The organism is Pseudomonas sp. KT_2_4 (assembly GCF_041410225.1).
Classification (GTDB): domain Bacteria; phylum Pseudomonadota; class Gammaproteobacteria; order Pseudomonadales; family Pseudomonadaceae; genus Aquipseudomonas; species Aquipseudomonas paracarnis.
In genome coordinates, this window is sequence record NZ_CP166962.1 from 5,504,923 (window position 1) to 5,527,799 (window position 22,877).

The following is a 22,877-nucleotide window of genomic DNA, read 5'->3' on the forward strand; positions in this document are numbered from 1 at the left end:
GGATGTGCCGGTAGCCTTCAAGAGGCTCGTCTATCGACTCGCCAAGTCAGTGGGATGAAGGAATATTTGATGAGAGTTCTGTTATTCGGCGCCACCGGCATGGTGGGCCAGGGTGTGCTGCGCGAGTGCCTGCTGGCGGCCGATGTGCAGGAAGTGGTAGCCGTCGGCCGCACGCCCCTGACTCAGGAGCACGGCAAGCTGCATCAGGTATTGCACAACGACATGCTGGATTTCCAACCCCTGGAAAACCTGCTGCAGGGTTTTGATGCCTGTTTCTTTTGCCTCGGCGTTTCGTCGGCGGGCATGAAGGAAGCGCGCTACACCCACCTCACCTATGACCTGACCCTGGTGGCGGCCAGCACCCTGGCGCGGCTCAATCCGCAGATGACCTTTATCTATGTGTCCGGCGCCGGCACGGACAGTTCCAAAGCCGGCAAGTCGATGTGGGCGCGGGTCAAGGGCAAGACCGAAAATGCCTTGCTGCGCTTGCCGTTCAAGGCGGTGTATCTGTTCCGCCCGGGGATCATCCAGCCGTTGCACGGTGTGCGTTCGAAGACGCCGTTGTACCAATCCTTCTATAGCGTGCTCGGGCCGGTGCTTTCGTTTGTGCGGCGACTGAAACCGGATTGGGTGGTGAGCACCGAGACCGTCGGCCGTGCGATGTTGCAGGCGGCCAGCCAGGGCGCGCCGCAGCCCGTGGTGGAGCAGGCGCAGATCAATCGCCTTGCGGCTGAGCGCCGCTGAACTGAATCAGCGCAACGCCGCTGATCAGCAGTAGCGCGCCCAACACCCGGGAGGTTGTCAACTGACGTTTCACCAAGCCGAACAGGCCGAAATGGTCCAGCAGCAATGACGCGAGAACCTGCCCGGCCATGGCCAGCGCAATGAAGCCCGATGCGCCGAGCTTGGGCAGCAGCATCAACGCCAATGAAATAAAACACACGCCAAAGGCACCGCCGGCCCACATCCACAACGGTGCCTTGCTGATAAAGGCCAGGCTCGGCAGGGGTAAACGCAGCGCCACAATCACCGGCAGCAGCACGATGATGCTCACCAGTAACGAAGCCAGGGTGGCCCACAAGGGATGGCCGAGGCCGCGCCCGAGGTTGGCGTTGATCGCACTCTGAAACGGCACCACCGCGCCGGCGAACACCGCCAGCGCTAACAAACCTACCCCATGCAACACAGTCATCTCGGCGCTCCCAAATGTTTTGCTGGACTCTAGGGTATTCGTCGCGCAAATTTAAATTCCGAATTATTATGCCGAGCATGCAGCTGATGAATGATCTGCGTCGCATCGACCTGAACCTGCTGGTGATCCTCGACGCTTTGCTCAGCGAGCAACACGTCACCCGCGCCGCCGAGCGCCTGCACCTGAGCCAGCCGGCGGTCAGCCATGCGTTGGCGCGGCTGCGCGATATGCTGGGCGACCCGCTGCTGATGCGTCAGGGCGGCACATTGGTGCCAACCGCCCGAGCCATGGAATTGGCGGCGCCATTGACCGAAGCCCTGGCCCAGGTGCAGGCCTTACTGGCGCCGAATCGTTTTGACCCCACTTCTGCCAAGCGCCGCTTTCGTGTGGCGATGTCGGACTACAGCGCGGCGATATTCCTGCCCGGCCTGGTTCGCCTCCTACGCCATGAAGCGCCCGGTATCGACTTGCAGGTCATCCAGGCTAGCCGCGAAGGCATGGTTGAGGGTGTACTCAATGGCGATCTCGACCTGGCTGCGGGCGTATTCCCCGACATGCCCGCCGAAATGCGGACTACGCCGCTGTTCGAGGAGCATTACACCTGCCTGGTCGACCGCGATAGCCTGGCGCCCGCCGGGGTGCTGGACCTGCCGGCCTATCTATCGCGCCCCCATGTACTGTTGGAGATGCGCGGCAGCGGCACGCCGGAAATCGAACGGGCGCTGACGGCCATTCGTGAACGCCGCCATGTAGCCATAAGCCTGCCGCACTGGGGTGTGGCGCCTCAGTTGATCCAGGGTACGGACCTGATTCTGACGGTGTCGTCCCGGGGTTTGATAAATATTGACGCTCGGCAATTGCTGGCCGTGCCTCCGCCGTTTCATATTCCGTCGTTTGCCTTTGAGCTGGCCTGGCATACGCGGCGGGGTGGGGATGTGGGGTTGCAGTGGTTGATTGGCAGGGTGGTGGGTGTATTGTCCGCAGACCCACGATAACGCGAGAACACCTAGATGCTCAGCGGTTTCAACCACCTGACCCTGGCCGTCACCGATGTGCCGCGCAGCGTCAGTTTCTATCACGATCTGCTGCGCCTGCAGCTCGACGCAACCTGGGACAACGGTGCCTACCTCTCACTGCCTGGGCTTTGGCTGTGCCTGTCGCTGGACCCGTTGCGCTCGACTGCTCCGGCGGTGGATTACACCCACTATGCCTTCACTGTCGATGCTGCTGATTTCGCTCCCTTGGTCGAACACCTGCGCGCTGCCGGTGTACAGGAATGGCGAGACAACCGCAGCGAAGGCGCATCGTTTTATTTTCTCGATCCCGACGGCCATAAGCTCGAGGTTCATGTCGGCGATCTGGCCTCGCGGCTGCAAGCCTGTCGCGCCCAGCCCTATGCTGGAATGAAGTTTTACCCACCGCGCTGAAACATGCAGAATCAATCACCTTTTAGCGTCTGTCGGAGCGTCTATCCATGACCCCATCCTTGCTGCTCGCCGTGCTGGCTTCGGGTTTTATCTACGGCATTACCCCAGGCCCCGGTGTCCTGGCCGTATTCGGCATCGGTGCGGCTCGTGGCCGGCGTGCCGGGGCAGGATTCTTGTGCGGTCATTTGCTCGGCGATGTGGTGTGGTGCAGCACGGCGCTGATTGCCATCGTCGGTGCGCGGGAAGTCGGCAGCAGTGCCTTTGATGTGCTCGGCGTACTCAGCGGGGTGTATTTATTCTGGCTCGGCTGGCGTGCGATCCGCACCCAGCGGCGCAATAGCGATGCCCCTCAGGGCGCGGCGCGCCATCCGTTCTGGCACGGTATTCTGTTTGGCTTGACCAACCCCAAGGCCTACCCGGTCGCCGTGGCGACGTTCACCGCGTTACTGTCCAGCCGAGCCGAGTTGTTGACTTGGTCGATGTTGCCGACGTTGATTCTGCTGAGCTTTATCGGTGGCTTGCTGGCCTACGCGATCCTGATCGGCGTGGTGGGTGCCCAACGGGTGCGCACGCTGTATCAACGCCATGAAATCCTGATCACCAAGCTCTGCGGCGTGATGTTTATCGGCTTCGCCCTCAATGCCCTGGCGCACGCATTGCCGGGCCTGTTCGGCAGCAAAGCGGCCTGAGGCGACGACGACCGTTCGTCGCACAGGTAAGTTTTTTCTAAACCTTTACCGCCGTGAAAATTCGAATTCAGGGCGGGTTGTATGCTCCCGCGCCTATTTTTGCCCTGGAGGAACCCATCATGAGCCGCATGGCTATCCGGTTACGCACCGCCAGTTTCGCGATGCTGCTGGGCCTCGGCGCCAGCAGTGCTTTCGCCCAGTCGCCTGCAGAATTCATCGAGCAGGCTTCGGCCAAAGGCATGGCCGATATCGAAACCAGCCGCATGGCCCACGCCAAGACCTCGTCCCAGGAAATCAAGGACTACACCATTGAGGTTATCAACGAGCGCACGCTGGCCAACCAGCACTTGGCGGCGATCGCCAAGAAGCTTGATTTGCCAGTGGCCCCACGGGAGAAGATCGTTGATAAGGCCGAAACCCTGATGCCTGAACTCAAGGACGGCGATTCGTTTGACGCTGCCTATACCGCGCAGCAGGTCAAGGAGAACGAAGACGCCATCGCCCTGTTCCAGAAAGAAGGTGCGGCGTCGGATGTGCCAGAGATAAAGGCACTGGTGGATGAGACGCTACCCAAGCTTGAAGAGCGCTTGCAAAAAGCCAGGGCCCTGGCGTCGACCTACGGTAAGGGCCATCAAGGCGACGGTTGAGGCGACTACTGGAAATGAAAAAAACGGCGGTTGGAGAGGATCCAACCGCCGTTTTCATATCAACAGGACTGTGGGTTTTTCTGCCGTGCTTTTAGGAGCGAGCCTACGGTATCTCAAGGCGGCGAGCGCAAGACTGGGTTTTTACCTGGATAACCCCTATGACCGCATATGCCACCTGCGACCTGCGCACACTTTATCACCTGACCGAAGATCACTATTTTTCTGCCACCTGCGGCCTGCATCGCCGTTATAGCGCGGCTATCAACGCTTATTTCGTTGACGTATGTTCTGGCCTGTATGACTTGTTATTTATTCGCGTGGGCAGCGCTCCATTGGGCGAAGCTTTTGCTGCCCCGTTGGGCTTGATCCATGGTTCCGTCCTTGCAATACGCATTGTGGTTCATGAGGAAAAGGTCGCTGAGCTACGCGAGGCGCTCTGCGCAATCGGTTTCCAGCCTGCTGAACAGACAACCGCGATGGTTCTCGAGCTGTCGCGTTTTATTCCAAGGATGAGCGAGGGGACTCTACAGGTCTGCCTGACGCGGGATTTGAACGAATGGGCGGGTCCAGTTGGCAGCGCATATTCGATGCTTCCCGAGGTCGTTGTGAACTATCAGGCACGGCACCAGAGGGCGCTTGATGCGGGTGAGGCCCTTTACCACTTCACCCTGTCCGCCGAGGGGCGTGTGAGCTGTTCGTTGACGTTGTCACTGTGTGAAGGCGAGGCCCGTCTGAATGATGTCGGCACGCTCAAGGGCTTTCGTGGAAGAGGCTATGCCACTTGCCTGATTCAAGCTGCCCTGCTTCACGCCTCGAGCCTGGGGGCTCACCGATGTTTTCTCGAGGCCTCGGCGGAGGCCATCTCGCTGTATCTACAGTTGGGCTTTGCACGTTTGTTCGAGTATCAGGCTTTCACTCGCGGAGCGCTTGCTGACCGGTTATCAAAAAGCCATTTTTGCCTGGGTGCGATCCTCAAGCGTCAGTAGATACTGCTTGGCCTCAAGCCCTCCGGCAAACCCGGTCAGCCCGCCCGAAGCCCCCACCACTCGGTGGCATGGCGCAATGATCGAGATCGGGTTGCGCCCATTCGCGGCCCCGACTGCGCGCACGGCTTTGGGGTTGCCGATCTGCTCGGCGATCTGGCTGTAGCTGCGGGTTTCGCCGAAGGGAATGGTCAGCAGTGCCTGCCAGACCTGCTTCTGGAAGTCAGTGCCGGCGAAATCCAGCTCCAGTTCGAACTGGTTACGCGTTCCGGCAAAGTATTCCTTCAATTGGCGTTCGGTTTCTCGCAGCACCGGGCTGTCGTTGGCCTCAATCAATTCACCCAGGCGTACGCGATTGGCGCGTTCTACTTCCCAGAGGATGGCGCTGAGTTTGCCATCGCGCGCCACCAGGGTGAGTTCACCGACAGGGGAAGGCATGAGCTTGTACTGGTAGGTCATGAGCTGTTTCCTTGAAGGGCGTTGAGGGGGGACGACGCCACTGTAGTTCCACCAAGGGGTTAGGGAACTACGTTTCTTGCGGTCAAATTCTTCGCCCCATTAGAAATTCCAGTAAACCCAGTTGGAATAATAGGGGTACCCGTAGAGCCAGGCGATAATGTAAAGGGCCTTGAGTACTGACGCGGTACCTAACATGAACATAGAAATGACGTTGAGCAGGGTGACAAACAAAGCGAACACAGCCACGCGTGGGGTTGCGTGACGCCAGGCAAACCTCACGCCATACGCTGACGCGGCAATCACTCCTAACTCCAGCAAAAATCTAAGGGGGAAGGGGAAGGGCAGCCGTACAAACGAGATCAGCAGCGGCAAAACCAACACCCAGCCGACTACTTGGCGCAGGATGATGTTGGGTGTGGTTTTTTGGGTGTCCAGCATTGCCATATTCCGAACTCTGGGCCGATGAGCCTACATTATCGCGCGGTGTTGCCGGCCTTGCCGTAAGACTTTGCTTAGGCGTACCTACCGCTCCTGCTGCAATACCTGGAGCGCTGCGGATGCCAGAAAAGAAATCCCGAGCAGCTTTTTTTCCTGTGGATGATTCAACACAAGGTGCTTCACACCCTCAGGCTCGACTGCCGAGGACCAGATGGGCGCTGCAGAACAAATTTCAGACATAAAAAAACCGGTCACCAAGGACCGGTTTTTTGTGCATCCTGCGTCAGAACCTTCCTGACGCCAGCGCAAATCTGAGTGGAGCGGGTAGAGGGAATCGAGCCCAAACCCATATGTCACGTAAGTCATTGATATTTAGGATGTATGGAGGGAGATTGTAGGAGCTGTTTGTAGGAGAGGGAATAGGGCATTTGTCGCTTACCGCAGCTCATCGCGAAGCCAACAGATTGGAGGTCCTAGGATCGAGTGGGGGAGCAAGAGGCATTGTGGCCATTGTTTTCTTGCTCCCGGCGTCAATCCTTATATTAGCGAGACAGGGGGGGGCTCGGAGAAAGGCAAGGCAGAGCCGATAGATGTTGATTTGAAATGTCTGCTTTGGTATACATATTAAATCACTCAATGTTCTATCGGGCTCCTTACGTTCGGGCATTGTTTTAAAGCCGTGCAGTCACGGCGGACCCCAGAAGCTTGCGACACAGGGGTTATCGGAGGAGATGCCATAAGGCAGCTGAGACCGAGTCGAGCGCAGCATCATGAGAAACCTTAGACGCCTTATCATGATGAATGTGAAAGCTCAGCTACAGACGTCAGAGAGACTCTAAACGGAAGGCATTGCCTCCGGTGGACTTCGAGGTTGGCTCCCTAGCCTGTTCATCTGAAACGGGTTAGGGGAAATACAACCTTTCTCTACCGGAAGGCTCATAAAATCAAAAGCTACACGTCAACATCGTGTGGCTTTTTTTGTTTTTAACGTCTCTGCTACTGCTCTTCGAAGAAACCGGCTGTAGCCACCGGAATACAAGCGCTGTAGCCCTAGCGCGAAGATCGTAACGCAACAAAACGCTACTGTGACGCAACAGAATTTCATGAGTTTTGTTGCGTTAGGCTCCCCCCGATGAAGTTAACGCTTTAGCGCTTCTTTTGGGCTCTTGGTTTCCCCCAACGAACAGCCGACACCAATCCCCAGTTACCCGCATCGTTAGGGCGACGCCATTTGGCGACCGGCATTTGTCGAAGATGTTCTACCGCATCCTCAAATGAGGTGAGCCGAATCTCTCCACCTTTTTCGCCCACCCGGAATGTTCCGTCCCGGGGGCTCGCTAGCTCTCGATGAAAGCATGTCCCATCTGATGCATAGGGCACCTCTGCAACGTCCTGGGGAGTCGCTGGCTCAACGATCTCGAAAAGCTCTCTGGGATCTACCCCGAGGGCTTTCGCAAGCCCCTCAATCGCATCTAGGGAGGGGTTCGCCATACCCCTCTCAAGGCGGCTGAGATATGACCGGGCCATTGAGGCGTGGTCTGCAAATGCCTCCTGGCTAAGCCCGCTCGCAAGCCTAAGCTCTCTGAATCGCTGCCCGAAGCGCTGTCGTAATGAAATTCTCATACGCAGTATTTGGCTGGTATGTGATACTAATTACCCACGCTCTATTCGTGACATTTTAAACCAGTCATCAAGCACTCAGGGAGTGAACCGGAACCATGATCATCAGGGGGAAATGGAAAATGGAAGTCAACAGGATGAACTCTGAACGACCGTTGCTACGACACCTACGTTTTTCGTTGATCCTAATATCTATGCTCTGTGTCACCAGCACGCCAGCCGCAACGGAGGAAGAAAGCTGTCGCATGTGGTCTGGAATGGCTCAAAAAATGGCCGTTGAGCGTGATGCTGGCGTATCAAGAAGCGTGTGGAATAAAAGGATTGATAGCCTTGTGGGCGCTAAAGGCGTCACCGACGACAACATCGGGTTTATGAGGGGACTATTGATTGCTGTTTACAAAGACTTTAAAAACAAAACGCCGGATGAGCTGGTGGTGATCACTTATCAAGCGTGTTCGGTGATGTGATATGAAGAAGATTAATGTCACTCTGCTGGTGGCGCTGGCACTTACTGGTGCGGCCAAAGCAAAAGGGATCAGCCAAATCGCTACCGATGATGAGACGTTCTGTCGGAGTATCTCTGCTTTGGCGCGATCAGCAGCTACAGAGAAACTCAAGGGCACTACGTATGAGGCTCTGGCGGTTCGCTCGAAAAGTGCACTCCACCACAAGTCCGATAGGGCCCCTAAGATAATTACATTCAGTTTTGTCGAAGCGATCCTAAAGGGCGTCTGGGCGTTAGATCCAGTTTTCACTCCGGACCGGGTGGGTAAGCTTTATTACCTGAACTGCATGTCAGGTTCAGTATCTCCGACCTAAGCAATAAGCGAGTCTGCTATGGGCCCTTGCCTGGGCTTGATTACCTGTTTGCATTCGAATTCACCAGGAAACCTTGTAGCGATGGCTGGACAGAAGCGGACGGTCGTGAGTATCAGCACACTACCGAAAGCGAAGAAACAGGAAGTGGCCTAAAAACTAATGGGGGGATTGTCAATGCCCTAGAAATCCGCTTGCTTTTTATAACAATTAAAGCTCCTTGGGCAGTGGTGCGTTAGTTTGCATATGGTGATGTCATACGGAGATTGCTCAATCTCGCTTTGAGATTTGGCATCAAGGTTAGGCCCTATTAACTTACGCACTATTGCCGCTGCTGAAGGCTCAAAGCAGTGATCATGTAGATTCAGCGAGGAGCCTGTTAGAAATTCTATTCCGATTGTAGTAATGCTGAAAGTCGACCTCTTCAATATCGTCGGCGACTAAATCCTTGAGGCTGTCATTGAATTCGCAATAATCTCCAAATCCGTATCCACCTATATAAACATCATCATCTTCGTCAGCTTCCCGGACGGGTATATGAAATTCGAATCCATCGAAATTGAATGGAATTAAAGTTCTCAGTAGATGAATTTTTTGATGGAAAGGTATAGCAGGATTGAGTGCAATAACCCATTTTTTTGGCAGGCTTGAGTCATCCTCAGTTCCAAATATGCTCGAAACGTGGATGGAGTGAGCCCGAAGTGCCTTGCGAATTTCTTGGTATTGGGGATGTAGGCCGTTGATACCAACGGGCCAACTGTCCCAGTCGAATTGCTCTGGGTTTGGGGTCTGTTGTTGGGCGGAAATGCTTGAGTGAGAACGTTTTAGGATCTTCTCAAGCTCATCTATCCTGCTGTCCTGGATGACATCTTTATCTATGCGCTGAGGAATCGCAGTCTTTTTATTTATATATTCGTGATAAAAAGTATCCTCCTGAAGCTCTGCGCGGAATTTGGTTTGAAGAAGGAATAAGGCAAAAAGAAAGCCAGGGACGTTGAGTATGGACGCGATAACAAGCGCCCCGCGCTCCCAGGTTCCCGGCTCGAAAGATACAGCGCTATACAAAAAGATCGAGTCTGTAAGGATTAGGCCAATTATCCACGCGGCGAGCAACTGAATTGGCTTTGTTATCCTGTGAGGCTCTATTTTATGAGTCGTCATATATTTCTTGTGGTTTAGGGGTGATAAGAGATTCAGGTGTTCAAATCTGCTGCATGTTGCAATTATTACTCGTTTCACCGACTGATGTGCTGACTCTTGTGGTGAAGGAAAGTGGCGTAGTGCGTTTCTATTAGCAGCGTGGCCGTGGTGGCTGTCCGCCATCTCACCTTAACGCAAAAAAAATCGTCAGGCCACCTTGCTCATATCAGATCCATGATGCAGCAGGTTGTATGCCCTAATCCATCTTTGCCTCAGTCTTTGACTCGCGCTTAGCAAGGCTCGAAATGGTCGCTCTTGAGACGCTGTATGAGCGTGCTAGGGCGCTTACGCTTTCTCCCTGCGCCAATTCCAGCAGTATTCTCGAACGTTGTTCAGGCGTGATTTTAGAAGGCCTCCCAAGAGTCGTCCCTTCTGCTTTTGCTCTAGCAAGTCCTGCTTGTGTTCTTTCAATCAGCAAATCTCTTTCCATTTCGGCAACCGCAGCAAGCATAGAAAGTAGAAGCTTTCCTGCCGGTGAGGTCAGGTCCGTTGACCCTAGCTGATGCACGACAACCTTGATGTCCCTTGCCCCTAAGTCGCGGACGGTTTGGAGCACATCGATAGCATCCCGGCCCAATCGGTCCAGTTTAGCTACAAGCAAGGTTTCGCCATCCCGAATCTTCGTCAGCAACTCTTTGAATGCGGGGCGCTGAGTAGAGGCTGATTTGCCGCTGATGGTGTCCGAAAACCAATAGTCGATAGACCAACCGGCATTGGCGAGTTCCATGCGCTGGTTCTCTGCGTCCTGGAGGGCGGTTGATACGCGTCCGTATGCAAAAGTGGCCATCTGCTATTTTCTCCTGTAGGAATACGGTGTCGAAAATAGGATGGCCTGTCAGAAAAGCCAAGGCTATTTTCCTGTCAGGGGCGCAAGGTGATTTTAGGGATGCCAGAAAACGGTCGTATTGTGGCATAGTGCCTTTATCAACGCGTTTCTAGAAACGTCATCAGACAATGGAAGGCCTCAGAAAAAATGGAAATATTGAACGCAACGGTGCACGAGCTGATCAAAATCAGAAATGTGCAGGGGGCCACGGTAAAGCCGCCGGAAGAAGGTGAAATCACCAGAAGCGACTCTCTGAACGGCCTTCTAACGAAGGTGTTACATAGCTATAACAGCCGATGTTCTCGGCACTCCGGCTCATTTGAGCAAGACACAGAGAATTTTCGATTCTGCCCTAACCTGCAAGGATTCATGAATGGAGAGGTTCAGTTTCTAGAGTTTACAAATATCGCAATGGAGCGTCTGAGGAAAATAATCAATGACATCACTTTCGCGTCTGGTGGATTTCTGATGTATGTCAGATATACGCACAATGAACGCGACATGTTTTTGGTTGCGAAGCTAAACAAGGAGAGTGGTTCGTTTTTCTCTGCGAATCTACGAGAAGTAGTGGAGTCAAACTATCTAAATGTCGACCATCTTCAAGTTGCCGCACGGGTGGATTTACAAGCTTGGCAGAATGGTGAGGAACGGTATTTAACATTTGTCATGAAGCAGGATAAGGACAATCCATCCGACTACTTTAAGGAATTTATCGGTTGTAAAATAGATCAAGATTCTAAGATTGAATCGAAAAAGTTGGTTAGGGTTGTGAAGGATTTTGTTATTCATCAAATTGAAGCTAATGCAATTCAGCCGGATTTCGCTCCAGATTTGCAACAGAGAGCTTACGATTATGTTGAAGCTCTTCATCGACAAGATCCCACAGCTACTCTGTCGTTTGACGCGCTTGCAAATACCGTTTGGCCAGAAAACCCTGAAATCTTTTTGACTTTTATCAATGGTCATGCAGAGCAGCCATCTACAGGTTTTATACCTGATAGGACAGCACTTAAGGCTCTGTCAAATATTAACTTTAAAAGCAAGGAGTTGACGTTGAAAACAACCTATCACTTCAAGCAGCAGCATATTCGCATCGAAGGGGATCAGGTCATTATAGATAATGCACCTGAACGACTGATCGCAGAGTTGCGTGAAGGTTAAGTAATGGCTTTTAATTCTATAGTTGAGCTATGTCGTCATGCTAAAAGCAAGCATGTCGCCGGCTCAGATTTAATAATAACTGCGGTTCGGTCTGTGGATACGGTTGCATGGATTGAATCTATTGAATCGGGTCCGTGGGATCATACCCTTCGTGTCTCTGACGTAGATACAACAAAGCCGGTATCTACGCTGCCTGAGCATGCCGAGTTTGTTTTTATAGTTCATGGTATGGTCAGCTCTACCCAGGTAATTGCTAATAATGTTGAAATGCTACTCCGTTACAATCAAGGAGAGTTTCTCGGTAAGGCTCCTGCCGATTATTATTTGATTGAAGAAGATTATGCTTCCTGGGAATTGACTACTAATGAATCTCTGCTTGCGTATCAACGCACGATAAAAGTGATTGCGTTGCTTAAAAGTATTGCAGATGTAACTCAGGCTAAAGCAAATACGGCAGGGGAGGCCATTTTTTTTGCTACGCGAAAAATAATCATGCCTTTACATTATGACGTGAAGTCGCTGGCAAATGTTCCTAGCGATGCTGAAATATCAAAACTTCGAGATGAGTTGTTTCAGGAGCATCATAAGGCGGCGCGTCCAGATATATTTAAAAGAGTTATTACTCGGTTTTTTGATCAAGAGTTAGAGTCTGATAGATTCCCCCAGTTTTTGAGGCGTTTTAGGGAAATCAAGTTGGCTTACGACGCTGACTTTGATCTCTATATTTCTGGTTTTAGTTTTGACAAGGTTAGAGAGGAATTTGAGAAGAAAAAGCTTGATTTCGTTGTTAAGGTCAACGGGGCAAGCTCAGATATAATGAACAAACTTATTGCTATTCCAGTAGGGCAAGGATTGTTGGCTAGTCAAATGAAGAGTGATACTGCTCTGGTTGCAGTCAACTGGGCACTTCTTGCAGGATCAATTATATTTGCAGTGATTGCATTGATGTTGTTGGCGAGTCAAGTGAATACGTTGATGCAAATTAAGCAAGAGCTCGCTCATGAGCGTGAAACCTTAAAGCAACGAGCTAATCCAACCTACCTTCAACTCAAAGGAATGATCGCAGCACTAGATAGGAGGATAAATCTACATTCTTATTGGATTCCCACTACGCTGATTGTTTTGCTGTTGGTAACTACGATTATCACAGTGTCGACATTTAACTATTTTACTCCCGGTGCGTGGGCGCCTCTTGTAACTTGGTTTTCTTCAAAAGTGAATTGGGTGACTTCTTTTTTTGACGCGATTTTTGCACGGTGTTGATGCGATTTTATTTTTTCTGCGGGTTACTTGATCTTTAGCTATAGCGCATATCAAGGTCAAGTTTTGTCTTATGCTTTCACTTACTTTTCTGGTTTTGCATTATATCGGTCTGTTGAAGATTTTATTTTGCGTCTCAATGCATCCTTTACAGCATGGATACCATCCGAGATGACAAATGGCATGATCGGTGGAAGCTCGAATGAGAGTTGCTTCACATAACTTAATAATCTTTCAGCTTCAGCGTCCTTTCTATAGCGAGCGGCGGTAATGTTGTCGCCTCTACTGTGCCCTGCTAGTTGAGATTGGATGTCTGGCGGAACCTCTAGCTCATTCAATGCAGTAATAAATGTGTGCCTGAACGAGTGAAAGGTGCGCATCCCATTTCTTGGCATGCCCAACTGCTTGCCTAAAAAACGACCATTGAACCAGCTACCCGCCGGTTTGCCGTAGCCTTTGACTGCATCGTGCTTGAGCTCAGGGAAAAGTCGAGTGTATCCAGCTTTTGAGAGGGCTTTTACATAGTCTGGCAAACCTAGCTCGACTAGATGCGGATGCAGAGCAACGATGCGTTTAGAGTTAACGGTCTTCAATGTTTTGTCGGAACCGTCAAGGTCTATTTTGTCTTCGCCGTCGAGATTGAAATCTACATAATGCACCCCGGACTCAGTCACTTTTACATCGGTAATATAGAGCTGGGAGAGCTCGTTCAGCCTTGCTCCAGTGTAAAGCCCTAGTAAAGGAAGCCAGTAAAAGTGAGGGCGAAACAGATGGAAGCGGCCTTGTTTGTTCCGTTCACCGGTCCCGGCTATAAACCATTGCACCGAAAAGATTTTATCAAGGTCAGATTTATCGAATAGCGAGCGGTCATCCTGATCTCGTGTGACCTTCTTTCGTTTTTCGATAGCTCTCTTCGCAGGGTTGTGAGTGAGGATCATGTTGTCGACTGCCCATGCGAACATGCTTGAGAGCGAGTCCATATAGCGTTCGACACTTGCAGATGAACGAAGCTCTTCTCCATTTTCCTCAGCCAAGGCGATCAGTCGATTCAATTCATCAGTTCCGTGACGACGAGCAGCGTGATGCTTGTCCGCTGGCATCTTTCGGAGTCTTGCCTCGTAGTCCCAAATCAATTGTCTGTTCAGAGCACCTAATGGAGGGTCGCTCATTAGCTCGACAAATGCTCCGCAGTGGGTTGCCATTTTCTTTTGCTGATCGAGTTTCCAGTTTGCCTGCTTTTTCGTTAGGAACTGTTCTACCAATGCAGAAACGAGCTGCTTGGCGCGATCAGGTCTACAGCACTCGCAGGGCAGTGCTGGGGTAGGTGTTGGAGTTGATGTAATTGCCGTTGGTGCTGAGGTAATTAGCGTTGGTGATGAGGTGACGGCTAGCAAGGCAGCCTTGCCTTTTAGGGCTTTCACCCAAGGAGCCCTGATTCTTTCGGCTTGGACCTTCGTAATGAACACAGAGGCTGTAGTGAGCTGAATACCGGGTAGGTCGCAGAATGCCGCTGCTAGAGTGTTTGTTTTGAAGCGGAATGCAGTTTCATCGGAGAAGCCGAATTCAATCAAATTAGAAATTGTATGAGTGCGATGGAACGGTTTTAGATATCCAGTGAACGTTCTCGGTCTACCCTCTGTAAAGGCACTATTCAAGACGAAACCGTCTGTGTCCCTCTCTCCCTCCCGGTCCACCTTGGTGTAGTCGTCAACCCAATAGACTGGTTGGGCGTTCAGTCTGCATGCGACAAAAATATTGTTGTTTAGAATCTCTTGAAGCACGAACTCGGCTGAAACCTCGAAGGTCTCACAGAAATCTTGAATGCTGATGAATCCGGCTCCAGTTAGTAGCGGACTGCCTTCGATCACTTTTGTCTCGTTCACTAGATTCAGCTCACTCATGCATGAATGCCATCGCGCCAATAGGTGCAATGCTACAGCCTTTGCTTCGCTGTGATCAGTGGTTCGGGTAGACGAGTGAATTTCTCTTTGACCCAATTGAGCGCGATAGCGAGCCGGGACGGTGACGCGAAGGACGTAGATTCCGCTCGAACGGCGGTAGAGGTTGTTGCGTTGCGTCACGTTGTAGGAGCCCTTTGTAGGAGGACTGCGTGACTGTCTCGCTTTCTACCCAGTGGATTTCATACAAATCAATGGGTTAGGAAAGAGGTGGAGCGGGTAGAGGGAATCGAACCCTCGTCGGAAGCTTGGGAAGCTACTGTTCTACCATTAAACTATACCCGCTCAGAGCGGCTGACTTTGTACCAGATGTTCGGCTGGATTTGAAGTTTTTCTTTGAAAAATGTGAGAGTTGCGTGTGGCGAGGGAGCATGCTCGCCACAGTGTCAGGCTTGATCTCAAAGCGCCCACGCATGTTGCGCCTGGCCCTGGCTATACCGCAACGGGCTGGCGGGCCGCTGCCCTTTCAAGAAGCCCACCACGGCCTCACGGCTATCGCGGCACGCGGCTTTATGTTCCATGTCCAGGAAATGCCCCGTTGCCTGGATGGTGCTGAAGCAGCTCTTGGCCACATGCTGGCCAAACAGCTTGGCGTCGTCTGCGCTGGTGTATTCGTCCCACTCGCCGTTCAAGAACAGCACCGGAATGTCGATTTGCCTGGCCGCCTTGAGGTAGCACTGCCGGTCGCTGTTGAGCACGTGGCTGATGTGGAAGTGCATTTGCCCGTATTCGTGTGCGGCCAGGCTGCTGACATGGCGGTAATTGAAGCGTTTGAACAGCGAAGGCAGGTGCTTGCCAATGGTGCTGTTGACCAAGTGGCCGACACGGTCGCGGTCGAGGTTGCCCAGGTAGTCGACGCCTCGTTCGAGGTAGTCGCGCATCGGCGCATTGATTACCGGCGAGAAGGAGCTGATCACGGCTTTTTCTATCCTACGGGGCCGGTGTGCAAGGGCGACCAACGTGGCGGCGCCGCCCCAGGAGAAGGACAGCACATATTCAGCTGCGAAGTGGTCGAGCAGTTCCAGGAGGATCTGGCCTTCGACTTCCTTGGTGAGCATCTGCTCATGACGGTTATGGATTTTGGAACGGCCAGCGTAGGGCTGGTCGTACAACACCACATTGAATTGCGGGTACAGGCTTTTGACGGTTTGAGCGAAGGACGCCGTGGTCGCCATGGAGCCGTTGACCAGGACGATGGTCTTTGCCGCCGCGTCCGCGCGATAGAACTCCGTGTAAACCCGATACTGACCCTGTATATCCAGCACAGCGATTTCTGGCCTCATGTCGTAAGACTCCTGGCAAGCGGGTAGTGCGCGCAAATCACTTTGCACGTGCTTTATGACAGGTAGGCATACGCCTGGAAAATGAAGGCTCACGTCGGTCCGATGACGGCTGGCCGGCGGGTGTTGTTATGGCGGGCGGTTTGCCGGGAGGGCCCGACGATCAAGCACGGGCGCGGCAGGTGTTTCTTGGAGGTTATAGGGCGACTCATCAGTCATCATCTGGCTGAAGCCTTGATTCAAGCAGCACCGAAGGCAGGTCGCAAGGTAAGCGGTTGGTTTTTTGCCATCACCGGCTGAACGGTCGTCAGATTAGTCGGATCTCGTCGTCAGTCAGTGGCCGATACTGACCCGGCGCAAGCGAGGTATCCAGCACCAAGGGGCCCATTCGCTCGCGGTGCAGGCCGATTACCTTGTTATCAAAATGCCCGAACATGCGCTTCACCTGGTGATAGCGGCCTTCGACGATGCTCAACCGGGCCGTTCTTGGGCCCAGCCGTTCAAGTTTGGCAGGTTGGGTAGTGAGATCTTCAAAGGCGAAATACACCCCTGCCGCGAACGTCATCGCATACTGCGGGCCGATGTCCTGTTCGGTTTGCACGTGGTACACCTTGGGCAACTTGGTCTGTGGTTGCGTGAGGCGCCGTGACCATTGGCCATCGTTGGTGATCAGCATCAGGCCCGTGGTGTTGAAATCCAGGCGCCCGGCGATATGCAGGTCGGCTTTGTCCGGTTCGTGCAGCAGGTCCAGGACCGTGGAGTGTTGCGGGTCCGACGTGGCGCTGACGCAGCCCTGGGGTTTGTGCAGCATGAAATAGCGTGCCGGCTTGCCCGCTTGCAGAATTTCACCGTCAACGCAAACCTGGCTGAACTCACGTACGTCATGGTGCGGATCGCTGACTGCAACACCCTCGACGGTCACCCGGCGCTCCACCAGCAACAAGCGCACTTGTTTACGATTGAACTGTGGCAGGTTGCTTAGGAAGCGATCAACGCGCATGGCGGTTACGCAACTGTTCGTCCACTTGGGCGCAGCGTGGGCACAGGCAGGCTTTATTGCGCACCTCATCCGGCAGGGCTTCAAGCACCGCCGGGTCGATGATGACGCTGTAGCACCAGCAGGCTTGATCGGCCGTGCGCGGATCGGCCAGGGAGCAGTCGTTGCGGGCACCGCAGGCGGGGCATAGGGTCGGTGTGGTCATGGGTCGGTTCAGGCAGGCATCGGGTAGGACAGCGGTAGTTGTTGCACGATACAGCGCGGCTGGGCGGCATTCCATCATCATGGGTTTTTGGCAGACCTTCACTTCGTCTGAAACAGATGTTTCCACTTGTGTCGCGAACGCACCAGATTCGGTTTTTGATGTCAGATGTTTCGTCATTCAGTGAAAGCTGAATGCCGCTCGCCAGCGTCGCTGGAGGAGCTCTTCCGCGGTCCAGGAGGCCGCCATGTATCGACGACTGCTGCTCATCGCTTTGCTCGGCCTGACCCTTTCAGCCTGCGTGCCCTATTACGATGGAGGCGCCACCTACTATCGCTCCGAGGTCTACACCGCGCCGGCGCCAGCCTATTACTACGGCGGCCCGCGTTATTACCCTTCTGGGCGCAGCTATTACGCGCCCGCGCCTCGCTACTATGCGCCACAGCCTCGCTACTATTCGGCGCCGCGCTACTACCAACCAGCCCCGCGCTATTACCCTCGCGCCGGGTACCGACCCTACCCCAACCAGGGGTGGGGCGACCGCTGGGGTAATGGCGGGCGTGGACGCGGTTCCGACCACGGAGGTGGTCGCGGCGGTCACCGTTAAATATCTTGAAAAACAAGCGGCGCATCATGCGCCGTTTTTTATAGGTACCGTATGTCCGTACTGTCAGATTTAACAGCTATCTTTGAGGCGCTAGCTGTACTTCACTAACGAGAAGCCTTGTGCTTTTGCGTGGTGAGACTGAGCAGATGGAATCCCTATGTTCAAACAATTGATTTGCGTGCTCCTGCTGATGAGCTGCTTCATTGCATCGGCAAGTGCGGAGCAAGGCTGTCCTTATCCGTCGCAGATCGTGTACGCCGATGGCCATTATCGCGCCCAAGACAACGGCCTGCGCTGGCAAAGTCCGAAGGTCGCGTCGCGTGGTGTTGTCGACGGGTTCATTGGCGCAGTCTTCATGCCGGGCGACGGCGAGGAGAGAGGAAACGGCTACATGGACAAGTGCATCTACCGCACCAACTGGAGCGGGGTAGTAGTAGCGTTGAGGCCAAGCAGGGGCAATGAGATTATCAACATGTCGTTGACCAGCTCCTTGTATTGGAAGCTGCAGCCCGATGCGTTCGAGTTGCCGGTGTATACGTGCGTGGACAGCCAACCGGACAATTGCAAGTTCAAGGTCAACGACAAACGTACAGACCTGTCAGTAGTCAGATAAATCTGCCAGAGGATTTCTACCTTCCCAGGCCTTGTCAAAGTGCGCCTGCACCACCGCTTCCGGGAGTGTGTTGATATCCGGCCAGTGCCAATGAGGCGCCTGGTCTTTGTCGATCAGGCGCGCCCGCACCCCTTCGGCAAATTCCGGATGACGGCAGCAGTTGAGGCTCAGGGTGTATTCCATCTGGAACACCTGGGCCAGGGATAGGTGGCGGGCGCGCTGGAGCTGTTCCCACACCAGATGCGCCGTCAGTGGGCAGCCCTCACTCAGGGTTTTGCCGGCCCGGCTCAATAGCGGGTCGCTGTGGTCGCGCAGCAGGTTCAAGGCGCGCCAGGCACAGCGTACATCTCCTACATCCAGCCATTCGTCGATCTGTATGCGGCGTGGTAGCCATTGCGCGTCGGGTTGATCGCTGATCGCCTCCTGCGCCAGGGCCTTGAGCAAGCTGTTGAGTTGCATCGCGCTCTGTTCCTGCCAGTTCAGCTGCAGCAGGCCATCGAGCAATTCGTCTTGCTGGTCATCACGCAGAAAACGGTCTGCCAGGCCCAAGTCCAGCGCGTCGCGACCGTTGATATGGGCGCCGGTGAGGCCCAGGAACAGGCCGAGCTTACCCGGCAAGCGGGACAAGAACCAACTGGCCCCCACATCCGGGTACAAGCCAATGCTGATCTCGGGCATGGCCAAACGACTGCTTGGCGTAACGATACGCACGGCGGCGCTTTGCAACAGGCCCATGCCACCGCCCAAGACATAACCGTGGCCCCAGCAGATCAACGGCTTTGGGTAGGTGTGCAGGCGGTAGTCAAGGCGATATTCAGCGGCAAAAAACTGCGCGGCCAGAGCCGGAACTTCGCCGGGCTGCTCACGGCAAGCCTGAGCCAGGCTGCGCACTTCGCCACCGGCGCAAAAGGCTTTGGGACCGTTACCGCGTAGCAGCACGCAGACGATCTGCGGGTCTTTGGCCCAGGCCTCCATGCGCTCATCCAGGGCCAGAATCATTGGCAGGGAGAGGGCGTTAAGGGACTTTGGCGCGTCCAGGCTGGCGATACCGATGCGAGCGCCGCCACTGCCGGTCAGTTCTTCGAAATGCAGGTTCATCGTGACCTCAATCGAGAAGGTGAAGGATGAGTATGATCCCTTCGTGGGAAAGTGCCGGTGCTGTGTCAGATCAATTGACAAGCGGGGTCGGCTTTCCTAGGGTTCGCCTCATTCTTTTTTACAAGACAATTCAACTATGACCGATGGCGACCGTATCAAACTCGAACCCAGCTGGAAACACGCTCTGCGTGAAGAGTTCGAGAAGCCTTACATGGCGCAATTGCGCGAGTTTCTGCGCCAGGAACATGCCGCAGGCAAAGAGATCTACCCGCCCGGCCCATTGATTTTCAACGCACTCAATTCAACACCGCTGGACAAGGTCAAGGTCGTGATCCTCGGCCAGGACCCTTATCACGGCCCTGGCCAGGCCCATGGCCTGTGTTTCTCGGTGCAACCGGGCGTGCCGGCGCCGCCGTCGCTGGTCAATATCTATAAAGAGCTCAAGCGCGACCTGAACATCGACATCCCCAACCACGGCTACCTGCAAAGCTGGGCCGACCAGGGCGTGCTGATGCTCAACACCACCATGACCGTGGAGCGCGCCAACGCCAACGCCCATGCGGGCAAGGGTTGGCAGTTCTTTACCGATCGGATTATCGAGGTAGTCAGCGAGCATCAGCCGCACCTGGTGTTCCTGCTGTGGGGCGCCCATGCTCAAAGCAAGCAGAAGCTCATCGACGCCACCAAACATCTGGTGCTGACCTCGGTGCATCCTTCGCCGTTGTCGGCGTATCGCGGGTTTCTGGGCTGCGGGCATTTCAGCCGGGCCAACAAGTTTCTCGAGCAGAATGGCGAGGCCCCCATCGAGTGGCGTTTGCCACCCGTCTGAGGCCTGGCACATTCAACATGTGGGAGGTTTTAGAGGGGGGCGGGCTGACGGTTCCAGTGCCGAAACAAAGGCTCGGCCAAGAACAGCACGAACAACAAGCGCATCACCTGCATCGCCGTCACCAAGGGCACCGACAGCTGCAGGGTTTCAGCTGTCAGGCTCATCTCAGCGATACCGCCTGGCATCATGCCCAGGGTCAGTGATCGCAGGTCGAGGTGAGTGAGGGCGCTCAAGCCCACCGCCGCTAACGTCGCCAGCAGCATGGTCAATGCCGTGCCAATCAAAGTGCGGCCCATGAATGAGGGCGCGCGACGGAAGAACTGCCGATTGAAGTGGCAGCCCAACCCGCTGCCGATCAACCATTGGCCGATCTGGCTGCCGCCGTCGGGCAGGCCAATGTGTAAATCCCAGGTCACACTGGCAATCGCACTCACCAACAATGGCCCGAACAGCCAAGGGTTGGGTTGGCGCAAGCGTTGCCAGCCCCAGGCAACCAGCGCACCCACCGGAAACAGCAGGGCCAGCCACGCCCAGTCCACCGGCGCCGGGTGAAACTGCGGTGCGCCGCCTCCGAGCAAATACTTGAAGATCGCCGGCACACACAACACCACCACCAGCACACGCAAACTCTGCCCGGCCGCAACCCGGCTGAGCACCGCGCCGTTGCGAGCGCCCAGGTTGACCATCTCCCCGGAACCGCCCGGCATGCTGGAGAAAAACGCCGTGGCGCGGTCTTCCCCGCTGCGGCGCATCAACCACACGCCGACCACACTCGACAAGCTGGTGACCAGTGCACCGAAGAAGATCAGGCCGAAGTGGCTCATCACCTGCTCGATCACCAGTGGGGTGAAGTGCAGGCCAATGCCGATGCCCACCACCCATTGGCCGCATTTGCGCCCGCCGGGAATCTCCGCCAACTGCCAGGGCGTGAGGCAACGCACCAGGATAATCGCCAGCAACGAGCCGACCATGTACGGCAACGGCCAGCCCACCAGGCTGGCCAGGTAACCGCCGGCCAGGCCGACCAGCGGTGTTCCCCACCAATGTTTAAAGGTGACCTCAGACATCGGCCAGGGCACGACGCTGTTGCACGCGTTTACGCCAGATACGCAGCAGCGGTACAAGCAGCATGATTGCGGTCAGCACCCAGACGCCAAAGGTGATCGGGCTCGACCACAGGATTTCCAGCGCACCGTTGGAGATCGACAGCGCACGGCGCAGGTTCTGCTCCATCAAACCGCCGAGGATAAAGCCCAGCAGCAGCGGCGACAGCGGGAAGTCCAGCTTGCGCAGGATGTAGCCGAAGATGCCGATGGCGATCATCAGGAACAGATCGAAGGTGGTGGCATGCACGGCGTACACGCCAATCGCGGTGATGATGGCGATCACCGGCACCAGCGCCCAGTTCGGCACGGCGAGGATACGGGTGAAGATGCGGATCATCGGGATGTTGAGCACGACCAGCATGATGTTGGCGATGAACAACGAGGCGATCAGGCCCCAGACAATGTCCGGTTGCTGTTGGAACAGCAGTGGGCCGGGAGTGATGTTGTACAGCGACAGGGCGCCGATCATCACCGCTGTGGTGCCGGAGCCAGGAACGCCGAGGGTCAGCATCGGCACCATGGCGCCGCAGACCGATGCGCCAATGGCGGTTTCAGGGGCGGCCAGGCCGCGCATGTCGCCTTGGCCGAACTTGCCGCTGGCGCCTGCGATGCGTTTCTCGGTCATGTAGGCAACGGCCGAGGCCATGGTCGCACCCGCACCCGGCAATACGCCTATGATAAAACCCGATACGCCGCAACGAAGGTTCACGGTCAGTACCGATAAGGCTTCCTTGACGTTGAACATCATGCGCCCGGTGGCTTTCACTGCTTCCTGGCCACGGTGGGTTTTTTCCAGCAGCAGGAGAATCTCGCTGATGGAGAACAGGCCGAGTACCAACACCACGAACTGGATGCCATCGGTCAGGTGAATATTGTCGCCGGTAAAGCGGTACACACCGCTGTTGGCGTCGATGCCCACGCAGGAAAGGAACAAGCCGATCAGCGCCGCAACAAAAGTCTTCAGTGGTTTGTCACCGGCCATGCCGCCCAGGCAGACAATCGCAAACACCATTAAGACAAAATATTCCGCCGGGCCGAAAGCAATCGCCCACTTGGCCAGCAGCGGAGCGAACAGCACCATGCCGCAGGTAGCGATAAACGCGCCGATGAACGAACTCCACGCCGACAACGACAGTGCCACGCCAGCCAGGCCTTTGCGGGCCATCGGGTAGCCGTCGAGGGTGGTCATCACGGTGGAGGCTTCGCCCGGGATGTTCAGCAGAATCGAGCTGATGCGGCCGCCGTATTCACAACCCAGGTACACGGCTGCCAGCAGGATCAGCGCCGACTCGGGCGGCAAGCCCAGGGCAAAGGCGATGGGGATCAACAGTGCCACGCCGTTGATCGGGCCCAGGCCCGGCAACAGGCCGACCACGGTGCCAATCAGGGTGCCGCACAACGCGGTCACCAGGTTATAGGGGCTCAGCGCAACGCCGAAACCCTGGCCCAAATAGCCAAAAGTATCCATG

Annotated in this window: 26 protein-coding genes, 1 tRNA gene and 1 pseudogene; 13 read left to right on the plus strand and 15 right to left on the minus strand. The window is 54.9% G+C overall.

Annotated features, from left to right (window positions below; genetic code table 11):
* Window positions 1–69: 69 nt before the first annotated feature.
* Window positions 70–744: an NAD(P)H-binding protein gene (locus AB9N64_RS25300; protein ID WP_371359759.1), complete on the plus strand. Its 675-nt coding sequence runs from the start codon at window positions 70–72 to the stop codon at window positions 742–744.
* On the opposite strand, the gene AB9N64_RS25305 is transcribed toward AB9N64_RS25300, so the two are convergent.
* Complete coding sequence (locus AB9N64_RS25305; RefSeq protein WP_371359760.1) at window positions 716–1,192, minus strand: DMT family transporter; 477 nt, start codon at window positions 1,190–1,192, stop codon at window positions 716–718. The genes AB9N64_RS25300 and AB9N64_RS25305 overlap by 29 nt on opposite strands.
* Window positions 1,193–1,260: 68 nt before the next feature.
* Between AB9N64_RS25305 and AB9N64_RS25310 the strand changes: the two genes are divergently transcribed.
* The 5 genes from AB9N64_RS25310 to AB9N64_RS25330 all read left to right on the plus strand — a co-directional run bounded on the left by AB9N64_RS25310 (window position 1,261) and on the right by AB9N64_RS25330 (window position 4,941).
* The gene (locus tag AB9N64_RS25310) at window positions 1,261–2,187 is read left to right on the plus strand and encodes a LysR family transcriptional regulator (RefSeq protein ID WP_014717342.1); all 927 of its coding nucleotides are present in this window, start codon (window positions 1,261–1,263) and stop codon (window positions 2,185–2,187) included.
* Between the two features lie 15 nt (window positions 2,188–2,202).
* Window positions 2,203–2,619 (plus strand): fosfomycin resistance glutathione transferase, encoded by a 417-nt coding sequence (gene fos / locus AB9N64_RS25315; protein ID WP_133633366.1) that lies wholly within the window; start codon window positions 2,203–2,205, stop codon window positions 2,617–2,619.
* Window positions 2,620–2,666: 47 nt separating this feature from the next.
* Window positions 2,667–3,308 carry a LysE family translocator gene (locus tag AB9N64_RS25320; protein WP_130175144.1) on the plus strand — a complete coding sequence of 214 codons (642 nt, stop codon included), beginning with the start codon at window positions 2,667–2,669 and terminating at the stop codon, window positions 3,306–3,308.
* Window positions 3,309–3,427: 119 nt separating this feature from the next.
* The gene (locus AB9N64_RS25325; protein ID WP_130175145.1) at window positions 3,428–3,955 is read left to right on the plus strand and encodes a DUF4142 domain-containing protein; all 528 of its coding nucleotides are present in this window, start codon (window positions 3,428–3,430) and stop codon (window positions 3,953–3,955) included.
* A gap of 158 nt (window positions 3,956–4,113) precedes the next feature.
* Window positions 4,114–4,941, plus strand: a complete 828-nt coding sequence (locus AB9N64_RS25330) for a GNAT family N-acetyltransferase (protein ID WP_371359761.1) — start codon at window positions 4,114–4,116, stop codon at window positions 4,939–4,941.
* Here AB9N64_RS25330 and AB9N64_RS25335 read toward each other — a convergent pair.
* The 3 genes from AB9N64_RS25335 to AB9N64_RS25345 form a co-directional block, all read right to left on the minus strand.
* Window positions 4,897–5,397, minus strand: a complete 501-nt coding sequence (locus AB9N64_RS25335; RefSeq protein WP_032903201.1) for a methylated-DNA--[protein]-cysteine S-methyltransferase — start codon at window positions 5,395–5,397, stop codon at window positions 4,897–4,899. The genes AB9N64_RS25330 and AB9N64_RS25335 overlap by 45 nt on opposite strands.
* A 99-nt stretch (window positions 5,398–5,496) precedes the next feature.
* On the minus strand, window positions 5,497–5,835 hold the full coding sequence (locus AB9N64_RS25340) for a hypothetical protein (RefSeq protein WP_014717348.1): 339 nt from the start codon (window positions 5,833–5,835) through the stop codon (window positions 5,497–5,499).
* 1,146 nt (window positions 5,836–6,981) lie between these two features.
* Window positions 6,982–7,458, minus strand: coding sequence for a helix-turn-helix domain-containing protein (locus AB9N64_RS25345; RefSeq protein WP_069557923.1), 477 nt, complete (start codon window positions 7,456–7,458; stop codon window positions 6,982–6,984).
* Between the two features lie 254 nt (window positions 7,459–7,712).
* On the opposite strand from AB9N64_RS25345, the gene AB9N64_RS25350 reads away from it, so the two are divergent.
* The gene (locus AB9N64_RS25350) at window positions 7,713–7,922 is read left to right on the plus strand and encodes a hypothetical protein (protein WP_139129506.1); all 210 of its coding nucleotides are present in this window, start codon (window positions 7,713–7,715) and stop codon (window positions 7,920–7,922) included.
* A 1-nt stretch (window position 7,923) separates the two neighbouring features.
* Window positions 7,924–8,274, plus strand: coding sequence for a hypothetical protein (locus AB9N64_RS25355; RefSeq protein ID WP_069557921.1), 351 nt, complete (start codon window positions 7,924–7,926; stop codon window positions 8,272–8,274).
* Window positions 8,275–8,625: 351 nt separating this feature from the next.
* Here AB9N64_RS25355 and AB9N64_RS25360 read toward each other — a convergent pair whose 3' ends face one another.
* Together AB9N64_RS25360 and AB9N64_RS25365 are read right to left on the minus strand one after the other, a co-directional pair.
* Window positions 8,626–9,432, minus strand: coding sequence for a hypothetical protein (locus AB9N64_RS25360; RefSeq protein WP_069557920.1), 807 nt, complete (start codon window positions 9,430–9,432; stop codon window positions 8,626–8,628).
* 235 nt (window positions 9,433–9,667) lie between these two features.
* Window positions 9,668–10,198, minus strand: coding sequence for a recombinase family protein (locus AB9N64_RS25365; RefSeq protein ID WP_371359762.1), 531 nt, complete (start codon window positions 10,196–10,198; stop codon window positions 9,668–9,670).
* Window positions 10,199–10,444: 246 nt separating this feature from the next.
* On the opposite strand from AB9N64_RS25365, the gene AB9N64_RS25370 reads away from it, so the two are divergent.
* Both AB9N64_RS25370 and AB9N64_RS25375 read left to right on the plus strand, forming a co-directional pair.
* Window positions 10,445–11,458: a nucleoid-associated protein gene (locus tag AB9N64_RS25370; protein WP_371359764.1), complete on the plus strand. Its 1,014-nt coding sequence runs from the start codon at window positions 10,445–10,447 to the stop codon at window positions 11,456–11,458.
* 3 nt (window positions 11,459–11,461) lie between these two features.
* Window positions 11,462–12,721 (plus strand): hypothetical protein, encoded by a 1,260-nt coding sequence (locus AB9N64_RS25375; protein WP_139129505.1) that lies wholly within the window; start codon window positions 11,462–11,464, stop codon window positions 12,719–12,721.
* Between the two features lie 80 nt (window positions 12,722–12,801).
* Here the strand turns inward: AB9N64_RS25375 and AB9N64_RS25380 are convergent, their stop codons facing one another.
* The 6 genes and pseudogenes from AB9N64_RS25380 to AB9N64_RS25405 all read right to left on the minus strand — a co-directional run bounded on the left by AB9N64_RS25380 (window position 12,802) and on the right by AB9N64_RS25405 (window position 17,158).
* Window positions 12,802–14,619, minus strand: a complete 1,818-nt coding sequence (locus AB9N64_RS25380) for a site-specific integrase (RefSeq protein ID WP_083263105.1) — start codon at window positions 14,617–14,619, stop codon at window positions 12,802–12,804.
* A gap of 63 nt (window positions 14,620–14,682) precedes the next feature.
* Window positions 14,683–14,799, minus strand: a pseudogene (locus AB9N64_RS25385) (hypothetical protein); the annotation flags it as partial.
* Between the two features lie 88 nt (window positions 14,800–14,887).
* Window positions 14,888–14,961 (minus strand) — tRNA-Gly (locus AB9N64_RS25390).
* A gap of 113 nt (window positions 14,962–15,074) precedes the next feature.
* The gene (locus AB9N64_RS25395; protein WP_032903200.1) at window positions 15,075–15,959 is read right to left on the minus strand and encodes an alpha/beta fold hydrolase; all 885 of its coding nucleotides are present in this window, start codon (window positions 15,957–15,959) and stop codon (window positions 15,075–15,077) included.
* A 304-nt stretch (window positions 15,960–16,263) separates the two neighbouring features.
* Window positions 16,264–16,956, minus strand: a complete 693-nt coding sequence (locus tag AB9N64_RS25400) for a pseudouridine synthase (RefSeq protein ID WP_014717350.1) — start codon at window positions 16,954–16,956, stop codon at window positions 16,264–16,266.
* Window positions 16,946–17,158: a cysteine-rich CWC family protein gene (locus AB9N64_RS25405; RefSeq protein WP_019818502.1), complete on the minus strand. Its 213-nt coding sequence runs from the start codon at window positions 17,156–17,158 to the stop codon at window positions 16,946–16,948. Before AB9N64_RS25405 ends, AB9N64_RS25400 begins: the two co-directional genes overlap by 11 nt.
* 244 nt (window positions 17,159–17,402) lie before the next feature.
* On the opposite strand from AB9N64_RS25405, the gene AB9N64_RS25410 reads away from it, so the two are divergent.
* Window positions 17,403–17,762 (plus strand): hypothetical protein, encoded by a 360-nt coding sequence (locus tag AB9N64_RS25410; protein WP_019818497.1) that lies wholly within the window; start codon window positions 17,403–17,405, stop codon window positions 17,760–17,762.
* A gap of 157 nt (window positions 17,763–17,919) precedes the next feature.
* Window positions 17,920–18,375: a DUF3757 domain-containing protein gene (locus tag AB9N64_RS25415; RefSeq protein WP_019818495.1), complete on the plus strand. Its 456-nt coding sequence runs from the start codon at window positions 17,920–17,922 to the stop codon at window positions 18,373–18,375.
* On the opposite strand, the gene AB9N64_RS25420 is transcribed toward AB9N64_RS25415, so the two are convergent.
* Window positions 18,361–19,473: an enoyl-CoA hydratase/isomerase family protein gene (locus AB9N64_RS25420; protein ID WP_019818493.1), complete on the minus strand. Its 1,113-nt coding sequence runs from the start codon at window positions 19,471–19,473 to the stop codon at window positions 18,361–18,363. The two genes, AB9N64_RS25415 and AB9N64_RS25420, sit on opposite strands and share 15 nt — an antisense overlap.
* 136 nt (window positions 19,474–19,609) lie before the next feature.
* Here AB9N64_RS25420 and ung point away from each other — a divergent pair, with 136 nt between their 5' ends.
* A complete protein-coding gene (ung, locus tag AB9N64_RS25425; protein ID WP_020301023.1) occupies window positions 19,610–20,302 on the plus strand; it encodes a uracil-DNA glycosylase in 693 nt (230 codons plus the stop codon).
* 29 nt (window positions 20,303–20,331) lie between these two features.
* Here ung and AB9N64_RS25430 read toward each other — a convergent pair whose 3' ends face one another.
* On the minus strand, window positions 20,332–21,369 hold the full coding sequence (locus tag AB9N64_RS25430) for an AbrB family transcriptional regulator (RefSeq protein WP_014717354.1): 1,038 nt from the start codon (window positions 21,367–21,369) through the stop codon (window positions 20,332–20,334).
* Window positions 21,362–22,876 (minus strand): tripartite tricarboxylate transporter permease, encoded by a 1,515-nt coding sequence (locus AB9N64_RS25435; protein ID WP_014717355.1) that lies wholly within the window; start codon window positions 22,874–22,876, stop codon window positions 21,362–21,364. The genes AB9N64_RS25430 and AB9N64_RS25435 overlap by 8 nt, the downstream gene beginning before the upstream one ends.
* Between the last annotated feature and the right edge of the window lies 1 nt (window position 22,877).

Coding starts and splice junctions, on each gene's coding strand:
- AB9N64_RS25355 (WP_069557921.1), top strand. CDS start 7,924: ATGAAGAAGATTAATGTCACTCTGCTGGTGGCGCTGGCACTTACTGGT.
- AB9N64_RS25400 (WP_014717350.1), bottom strand. CDS start 16,956: ATGCGCGTTGATCGCTTCCTAAGCAACCTGCCACAGTTCAATCGTAAA.
- AB9N64_RS25330 (WP_371359761.1), top strand. CDS start 4,114: ATGACCGCATATGCCACCTGCGACCTGCGCACACTTTATCACCTGACC.
- AB9N64_RS25340 (WP_014717348.1), bottom strand. CDS start 5,835: ATGCTGGACACCCAAAAAACCACACCCAACATCATCCTGCGCCAAGTA.
- AB9N64_RS25435 (WP_014717355.1), bottom strand. CDS start 22,876: ATGGATACTTTTGGCTATTTGGGCCAGGGTTTCGGCGTTGCGCTGAGC.
- AB9N64_RS25370 (WP_371359764.1), top strand. CDS start 10,445: ATGGAAATATTGAACGCAACGGTGCACGAGCTGATCAAAATCAGAAAT.
- AB9N64_RS25410 (WP_019818497.1), top strand. CDS start 17,403: ATGTATCGACGACTGCTGCTCATCGCTTTGCTCGGCCTGACCCTTTCA.
- AB9N64_RS25365 (WP_371359762.1), bottom strand. CDS start 10,198: ATGGAACTCGCCAATGCCGGTTGGTCTATCGACTATTGGTTTTCGGAC.
- AB9N64_RS25380 (WP_083263105.1), bottom strand. CDS start 14,619: ATGAGTGAGCTGAATCTAGTGAACGAGACAAAAGTGATCGAAGGCAGT.
- AB9N64_RS25325 (WP_130175145.1), top strand. CDS start 3,428: ATGAGCCGCATGGCTATCCGGTTACGCACCGCCAGTTTCGCGATGCTG.
- fos (WP_133633366.1), top strand. CDS start 2,203: ATGCTCAGCGGTTTCAACCACCTGACCCTGGCCGTCACCGATGTGCCG.
- AB9N64_RS25405 (WP_019818502.1), bottom strand. CDS start 17,158: ATGACCACACCGACCCTATGCCCCGCCTGCGGTGCCCGCAACGACTGC.
- ung (WP_020301023.1), top strand. CDS start 19,610: ATGACCGATGGCGACCGTATCAAACTCGAACCCAGCTGGAAACACGCT.
- AB9N64_RS25310 (WP_014717342.1), top strand. CDS start 1,261: ATGCCGAGCATGCAGCTGATGAATGATCTGCGTCGCATCGACCTGAAC.
- AB9N64_RS25305 (WP_371359760.1), bottom strand. CDS start 1,192: ATGACTGTGTTGCATGGGGTAGGTTTGTTAGCGCTGGCGGTGTTCGCC.
- AB9N64_RS25395 (WP_032903200.1), bottom strand. CDS start 15,959: ATGAGGCCAGAAATCGCTGTGCTGGATATACAGGGTCAGTATCGGGTT.
- AB9N64_RS25420 (WP_019818493.1), bottom strand. CDS start 19,473: ATGAACCTGCATTTCGAAGAACTGACCGGCAGTGGCGGCGCTCGCATC.
- AB9N64_RS25350 (WP_139129506.1), top strand. CDS start 7,713: ATGGCTCAAAAAATGGCCGTTGAGCGTGATGCTGGCGTATCAAGAAGC.
- AB9N64_RS25415 (WP_019818495.1), top strand. CDS start 17,920: ATGTTCAAACAATTGATTTGCGTGCTCCTGCTGATGAGCTGCTTCATT.
- AB9N64_RS25360 (WP_069557920.1), bottom strand. CDS start 9,432: ATGACGACTCATAAAATAGAGCCTCACAGGATAACAAAGCCAATTCAG.
- AB9N64_RS25300 (WP_371359759.1), top strand. CDS start 70: ATGAGAGTTCTGTTATTCGGCGCCACCGGCATGGTGGGCCAGGGTGTG.
- AB9N64_RS25375 (WP_139129505.1), top strand. CDS start 11,462: ATGGCTTTTAATTCTATAGTTGAGCTATGTCGTCATGCTAAAAGCAAG.
- AB9N64_RS25320 (WP_130175144.1), top strand. CDS start 2,667: ATGACCCCATCCTTGCTGCTCGCCGTGCTGGCTTCGGGTTTTATCTAC.
- AB9N64_RS25345 (WP_069557923.1), bottom strand. CDS start 7,458: ATGAGAATTTCATTACGACAGCGCTTCGGGCAGCGATTCAGAGAGCTT.
- AB9N64_RS25335 (WP_032903201.1), bottom strand. CDS start 5,397: ATGACCTACCAGTACAAGCTCATGCCTTCCCCTGTCGGTGAACTCACC.
- AB9N64_RS25430 (WP_014717354.1), bottom strand. CDS start 21,369: ATGTCTGAGGTCACCTTTAAACATTGGTGGGGAACACCGCTGGTCGGC.